This window comes from Zoogloea oryzae (assembly GCF_030161255.1).
GTDB lineage: Bacteria > Pseudomonadota > Gammaproteobacteria > Burkholderiales > Rhodocyclaceae > Zoogloea > Zoogloea oryzae.
The window spans coordinates 20,491-27,300 of the sequence record NZ_BSPX01000069.1 but is presented as its reverse complement, the minus strand read 5'-3'; the positions used below and the strand labels follow the sequence as shown (position 1 = coordinate 27,300).

Below are 6,810 nucleotides of genomic sequence, written 5' to 3'. Positions count from 1 at the left end.
CGTACTGCGTCGCCGAGTTGCGCCAGCAGCGTGTTGCGGCCGCGGGCTTCGAAGCGGGCCTCGAAGCCGAGCCCGCTGTCGCTCCACAGGGCGCCGTGGGTCAGCCGCCCGGACAGGGCGCGCTGGAAGGTTTCGGCCGGGCAGTCGAAGAGCTGCGCGAAATCCACGCCGGCATCCCGGCCCGGCGCCAGCTGCAGCAGCTGGCGGGTGGTCTGGTTGGCGCCCAGCAGGCGGCCGTCCCCGTCGAAGGCCATCATGCCGGCGAGCGGCGTGGCGAGCAGCTCGGTGCGGGTGTGGAAGCTCAGCAGCAGGGCGCCGTCGAGGGCTTCAAGCATGCGCCGCTCGACGGCGCGGGCGGCGATGGCCAGCGGCTCGAGCACGGTGATCGGGCTGCCGTCGCAGTAGCGGGTGGCGTCGAGGATGCCGGCCAGCTCGCCGGCCGGGTCGAACAGCGGCACCGACGCGCAGGCGAAGGGGCGGACTTCGTCGAGGAAGTGCTCGGCTGCGCGGATCACGATGGGCTGGCGTTCGACCAGCGCGCAGCCAAGGCCGTTGGTGCCGATGTCGGCCTCGCGTATTGAGCGGCCGATCTGGAAGATCTGCCCCATGTTGCCAAAGGCGCTGCCGGTGCCGCACAGGGCCTGCACCACCAGGCCGTCCGGATCGGTGCAGACGATGCCCCAGCTGCCGCGGGTCATGGCGGCGCGCAGCTTCTCCATCTCGGGCAGGGCGCAGGCGACGAGGCACCGGTTGCGCTCGGTGACGGTCTGGGTCGTCTGGCGTGACACCGGGGTCAGCACGCGTTCGTCGTGGGTGCGCAGGCCGTGGCCCAGGGAGCGTTCCCATGAGCGGATGACCGGGGCGCTCACCAGTCCGGCGGGGGCTTCCCCTTTGTCAAAGAACAGCCTGCGCCCGTGCGCCAGCCGCGCCTCGAACGAGGCGAGCATTTCTCCCATGGTGTCTCCTCCATGTGGCCAGTTGCGAGTCAACCGGATACACCGCCGTTGACTCGTTTCAAGTCAGTCCTGCCTGCCGCCGTGGCGCCGGGGGTGCCCCAGGCGTGACGTCAAGAGACTGATTTTTAGTGGTTATTCGTATTTTATCGGCCCCGGCACGTTTGCTGCTGTTGAACTCCTGCAGGACCGGGTGCGCGTTTCGCTGCAGGGTCGGAACGCGTTCCACATTAAAGAACTTCAACGAACGAAGTCAATCAGGAGACAACATGCCCTCATCCCTTTCCCGCCCTCACGTCTGTCTTGCCCTTGCGTTGGTGGCGGCCCTCTCGTGTCAGACCACGTTCGCGGCGCCGCCCAAGGGCTCGCCCGAGCACATCGCGGCCGTCACCGGCAACATCGACGAACGCGCCGTGCGAAGCAACGCCGCCCGCACCGCCGACTGGCCGGCCTACGGCCTCGATTACGCCGAGACGCGCCACAGCAAGCTCGCCGAGATCAACGCCGGCAACGTGGGCAAGCTCGGCCTCGCGTGGACCTACAACCTCGAATCGACCCGCGGCGTCGAGGCCACCCCGCTGGTGGTGGACGGCATCATGTATGTCACCGCCTCGTGGAGCGTGGTGCACGCGGTGGACGTGCGCACCGGCAAGCGCCTGTGGAGCTACGACCCGAAGGTGCCCCGCGAGTACGCCCAGAAGGGCTGCTGCGATGTGGTGAACCGCGGCGTGGCGCTGTACAAGGGCAAGGTGTTCGTGGGCACCTTCGACGGCCGGCTGGTGGCGCTGGATGCCGCCACCGGCAAGCCGGTGTGGGAGAAGGACACGGTGGAAGATCGCACCCGGCCCTACACGGTGACCGGCGCGCCGCGGGTCATCAAGGGCAAGGTCATCATCGGCAACGGTGGCGCCGAATACGGCGTGCGCGGCTATCTCACCGCCTACGACGCCGAGACCGGCGAGCAGAAGTGGCGCTGGTACACCGTGCCGGGCGACCCGTCCAAGCCCTTCGAGAACGAGGCGATGGCCAAGGCCGCCAAGACCTGGGACCCGGCCGGCCAGTGGTGGGTGACGGGCGGCGGCGGCACCGCGTGGAACAGCATCACCTACGACCCCGAACTCAACCTGATGTACGTGGGCACCGGAAACGGCTCGCCGTGGAACCACCGCAAGCGCAGCCCGGCCGGCGGCGACAACCTCTACCTGGCCTCCATCGTCGCCCTCAACCCGGACACCGGCGAATACGTCTGGCACTACCAGGAAACCCCGGGCGACAACTGGGACTACACCTCGGTGCAGGACATGATCCTCACCGACCTCACCCTCGACGGCCGTAAGCGCAAGGTGATCCTCCATGCGCCGAAGAACGGCTTCTTCTTCGTGATCGACCGGACGAATGGCAAGTTCATTTCGGCCAAGCCCTTCACCGAGGTGAACTGGGCCACCGGCTACGACAAGCACGGCCGCCCCATCGAGACGCCGCTGGCCCGCTCCCGCGAGGCCTTCGACAGCGTGCCCGGCCCCTTCGGCGGCCACAACTGGCACGCCATGTCCTTCAACCCGAAGACCGGCCTCGCCTACTTCCCGGTGCAGAACGTGCCGATCAACCTGGCCGAAGACAAGGACTGGCGCTTCAACGAGAACAAGCCGGGCCAGCCCCAATCCGGCACCGGCTGGAACACTGGCATGCTGGTGAACACCCAGCCGCCCAAGAGCAAGGCCTTCGGCCGCCTGGTGGCGTGGGACCCGGTGAAGCAGAAGGAAGCCTGGCGCCAGGAATACGCCTCGCCGTGGAACGGCGGCACCCTCACCACCGCCGGCAACCTGGTGTTTGCTGGCACCGCCGACGGGCGCTTCGCCGCCTACAGCGCCGACAAGGGCGAGAAGCTGTGGGAAGCACCGATCGGCGTCGGGATGGTTGCGCCGCCGGTCACCTATGAGGTGGATGGCCGCCAGTACGTGTCCATCGCGGTGGGCTGGGGCGGGGTGTTCGGCCAGTTCCAGCGCGCCACCGACAAGCACGACCTGGGCCGCGTCTACACCTTTGCGCTGGGGGCCGAGAAGCCGCTGCCCGTGGTGCCGGCCTACCCGCTGGGCGAGCTGATCTCCGGCGTCAAGTACGACCCGGCCCACATCGCCGAAGGCACCAGGCTGTATGTGAGCAACTGCGTCTTCTGCCACGGCGTGCCCGGCGTGGATAAGGGCGGCAACATCCCCAACCTGGGTTACGTGCCGTCGCGGGACATCGCCAATCTGGCCGATTTTGTCTTCAACGGGCCGTTCGTGAAGAAGGGCATGCCGGACTTCACCGGCAAGCTCAGCGCCGACGACGTGGAGAAGATCAAGGCCTTCATCCAGGGCACCGCCGACGCCATCCGGCCCAAGCCCTGACCGACTCTCCGGAGGTTTCTCCCTCCCCTTGCCGCGGCCCGTCGGGCTTCCCTTCCTCCCTCGCGCAGGGCCGTGGCCTTTTTCTTCCCGTTCCGGGCGCTCCGGCGCCTTGCTGCACCCATTAAAACCACAAGGAGACAACCCATGAGCACCCGCTTCCGCCTCTGCGCCGCCGCCTCGCTGCTGGCCCTTGCTGCCGGCTCCGCCAACGCCGACGTGCGCCCCGATCCGGGCGACTACACCGCGCTGCCCGCCGGCACCAACCTGCTCCTCGGCTACGCCCAGTTTCCCAGCGCCGACAAGGTGTACGCCAACGGCAACAAGGTGGTGGACAACCTCGATCTCAAGCTCAACGCCGGCATCCTGCGTTACGTGCACTTCATGAAGCTGGGCGACTACATCATCGACCCGCAGATCATCGTGCCCTTCGGCAACCAGAAGATCGGCCTCTCCGACACCAAGACCAGCGGCATCGGCGACGTGATCTTCGGCGGCACCCTGTGGACGATCGCCGACATGGCCAAGGGCGAGCACCTGGGCTGGTCGGTGTTCTTCACCGCGCCCACGGGATCGGACAAGAACCAGGGCTTCGCGCTCTCCAACAACCGCTGGGCCACCGATCTGCAAGTGGGCTACATCCGCAGGTTGTCGGACAAATGGACGATCGACCTGATCGGCGAGACCGAGTTCTACCAGGACCAGCGTGACTCCAAGGCCACCAAGGACATGCTGCTCCAGGCCCACGGCCACCTGCGCTACCACATCAGCGACGCCACCTACGTGGCCGCCACCTACCGCCACGCCTGGGGCGCGAAGGAGAAGCTCGACGGCGCCGAGATCGCCGGTGCCAAGAACAACGGCACGGCGATGCTCACCTGGGCCTCGTTCGTGGACAAGCAGTGGCAGGTGCAGATGCAGTACACCCAGGACGTGAAGGTCGAGGAAGGCCCGAAGATCAGCGGCGTGCAGGCCCGCGTGCTGTACGTGTACTGATCCCCGTCAGCGCACCACCTCGAATCGCCTTGGAAAGCCCGCCGCCGGAATCCGGCCGCGGGCTTTTTCTCGGGCGAACACCCGGGCCACGGCGGCCAGGGTGGCGCACAGCAGCAGCGCCGCGCCGGTGTTGTGGGCGACGGCCAGCGGCAGGGGCAGCTTCAGCAGCACGTTGGCGATGCCGAGGCCGATCTGCAGTGCCAGCGCGGCCAGCAGGACGATGCCGTGCCGGCGTAGCAGCAGCTGGCGGCAAAGCTGCACGCCCAGGCTGCCCACGAAGATCAGCACCACCGCGGCAAACAGGCGGTGGGTGAAGTGGATCGCCGTGAGGGCCGCGCCGGGGAGCAGCGCGCCGCTGGCGGTGGCGCCCAGCTCGCGATCCAGCGTGAAGGCGTGGTGGGTGTCCATCTCGGGCCACCAGCTGCCCTGGCAGGTGGGGAAATCCGCGCAGATGGCGGCGGCGTAGTTGCTGCTCACCCAGCCGCCGAGAGCGATCTGAATGAGCACCGCGAGCAGCGCCCCGGCCGCCAGCAGGCGCAGACCGGCGGAGGTGGTGGCGGGCCGGGCTGGGCGATGCTCGCGCAGCCACAGCAGGGCGAGCATCGCCAGAGTCGTCATGCCGCCCAGCAGGTGGCTGGTGACGATCACCGGTTTGAGGAGCTTGGTCACCGTGAGCATGCCGAGCAGGGCCTGACCGATCACCACCGCCAGCAGGACGATCTCCAGCCACGGCCCGCGCCGGGCCCGCTGGCGCCAGGCGAGCACCGCCAGCCCGAGGATGCACAGCCCCAGCGTGCCGGCGGCGTAGCGGTGGATCATCTCCTTCCAGGCCTTGGGCGCCTCCACCGGCTTGCCGAAGGCGGCTTCGGCGCGGGTGACTTCGTGGGCCGCCTCGGGCACGCCGATCAGCTGGCCGTAGCACCCGGGCCAGTCGGGGCAGCCGAGGCCGGCGTCGGACAGGCGCACCCAGGCGCCCATCGACACGACGATCAGCGCCAGTACCAACGCGAGGCTGGCGAGGAGGCGGTAGCTTCTGCTCACAGCAACCGATCCAGGAAGAGCGCCGCAAACAGCCCGGTGAGGTAGATCAGCGAGTAGCGGAAGGCGTGGCGGGCGCGGGCGTCGGAGTAATGCCGCCACAGCACCCAGGCTTCGCGCAGGTAGCCCAGGTTGAGCACGCTCACCAGCGCCACGTAGATGCCGCCCGAGAGGCCGAGGGTGGCGGGCAGGTAGGAGACGGCCGCCAGCAGCACGGTGTACAGCAGGATGTGCAGGCAGGTGAGGGGCACGCCGTGGCTCACCGGCAGCATCGGCAGGCCGGCGCGGGCGTATTCCTCGCGGCGGTAGCAGGCCAGCGCCCAGAAGTGCGGCGGCGTCCACAGAAAGATGATGAGGAACAGGGCCAGCGCCGGCAGGCCGATGGAGTCGGTCATCGCGGCCCAGCCGAGCACCGGCGGCATCGCCCCCGAGGCGCCGCCGATGACGATGTTCATGGGCGTGGCGGGCTTGAGGATCAGCGTGTAGACGATGGCGTAGCCCAGGAAGGTGGCCAGGGTGAGCCACATGGTGAGCGGATTGACCGCCACGTGGAGCAGCCACAGCCCGGTGCCGCCGGTGAGGCAGGCGAGGGTGAGCGTCTCGGCCGGGGTGATGATGCCCAGCGGCAGCGGCCGGCCGCGGGTGCGCGCCATGCGGGCGTCGATGGTGCGCTCGACGAGGCAGTTGATCGCCGCCGCCGCGCCGGCCACCAGGGCGATGCCCACGGTGGCCGCGATCATCAGCCCGGCCGGCGGCCAGCCGGGCACGGCGAGGAACATCCCGATCATCGCGGTGAACACGATCAGGCTATTCACCCGCGGCTTGCACTGGGTGGCGAAGGCGGCCAGACGCAGGCGCAGGGGCGTGGCGAGGGCGGTGGTGCGGAGGATGGTGGGCATCGTGGTCTCTCCGGTGGCGTGCGTGTCGTCGGGTCAGCCGGCCCAGGCGTAGCGGAGCAGGCGGTCCATGTCTTTGAGGATGTCCTTCGGGTCGGCGTCGGGGGCGTAGCGCAGGATGATCTGGCCCAGGGGATCGACCACGAAAACCCGGTGGCCGGCGGTGCTCAGGTCGAAGGCGCCGGCGGCATCGGCGCCCTGGGTGACGAGCGTGTGCAGGTCGGGCTGGATGGCGAGGAGCGGAGCGGGGTCGGCGCCGGGCTGGTCGGTGACCCAGGCGCGCTGCACCCGCGGCATCTGCTTGTAGAGGGCCACGTGCACCTGGCGGGTGGCGGCGATCCACTGCCGGCAGGCCGCCTCGCAGGGGCCGCTGCCGGCGACGACGAGCGTCCAGTGGCCGTCGAAGGCGGCCTTGCCCACGGGCTTGCCGGCGGTGTCGGCGAGGGGCGGAACCGGGCGCGGCGGGGTGAGGAGCTCGCCATGGCTCGTTGCCTTGGCCGGCCGCCAGCCCCAGGCGTAGAGCCCGCCGCCGATGGCGAA

6 protein-coding genes are annotated in these 6,810 nt (G+C 69.1%); 2 read left to right on the top strand and 4 right to left on the bottom strand.

Annotated features, from left to right (window positions below; genetic code table 11):
- The coding region (locus QQK25_RS18115; protein ID WP_498027235.1) for a sigma-54-dependent transcriptional regulator family protein at positions 1–956 on the bottom strand (956 nt) is incomplete at its 3' end.
- Between the two features lie 266 nt (positions 957–1,222).
- Here QQK25_RS18115 and QQK25_RS18110 point away from each other — a divergent pair.
- Positions 1,223–3,343 carry a PQQ-dependent dehydrogenase, methanol/ethanol family gene (locus QQK25_RS18110; RefSeq protein WP_284189193.1) on the top strand — a complete coding sequence of 707 codons (2,121 nt, stop codon included), beginning with the start codon at positions 1,223–1,225 and terminating at the stop codon, positions 3,341–3,343.
- A 144-nt stretch (positions 3,344–3,487) separates the two neighbouring features.
- The gene (locus QQK25_RS18105) at positions 3,488–4,336 is read left to right on the top strand and encodes a transporter (protein WP_284189192.1); all 849 of its coding nucleotides are present in this window, start codon (positions 3,488–3,490) and stop codon (positions 4,334–4,336) included.
- Between the two features lie 6 nt (positions 4,337–4,342).
- Here the strand turns inward: QQK25_RS18105 and QQK25_RS18100 are convergent, their stop codons facing one another.
- The 3 genes from QQK25_RS18100 to QQK25_RS18090 form a co-directional block, all read right to left on the bottom strand.
- On the bottom strand, positions 4,343–5,377 hold the full coding sequence (locus QQK25_RS18100; RefSeq protein WP_284189191.1) for a COX15/CtaA family protein: 1,035 nt from the start codon (positions 5,375–5,377) through the stop codon (positions 4,343–4,345).
- Positions 5,374–6,273: a heme o synthase gene (gene cyoE / locus QQK25_RS18095; RefSeq protein ID WP_284189190.1), complete on the bottom strand. Its 900-nt coding sequence runs from the start codon at positions 6,271–6,273 to the stop codon at positions 5,374–5,376. The genes QQK25_RS18100 and cyoE overlap by 4 nt, the downstream gene beginning before the upstream one ends.
- Before the next feature lie 33 nt (positions 6,274–6,306).
- Positions 6,307–6,810, bottom strand: a 504-nt coding sequence (locus QQK25_RS18090) for an SCO family protein (RefSeq protein ID WP_284189189.1), incomplete at its 5' end; no start/stop codon positions are given.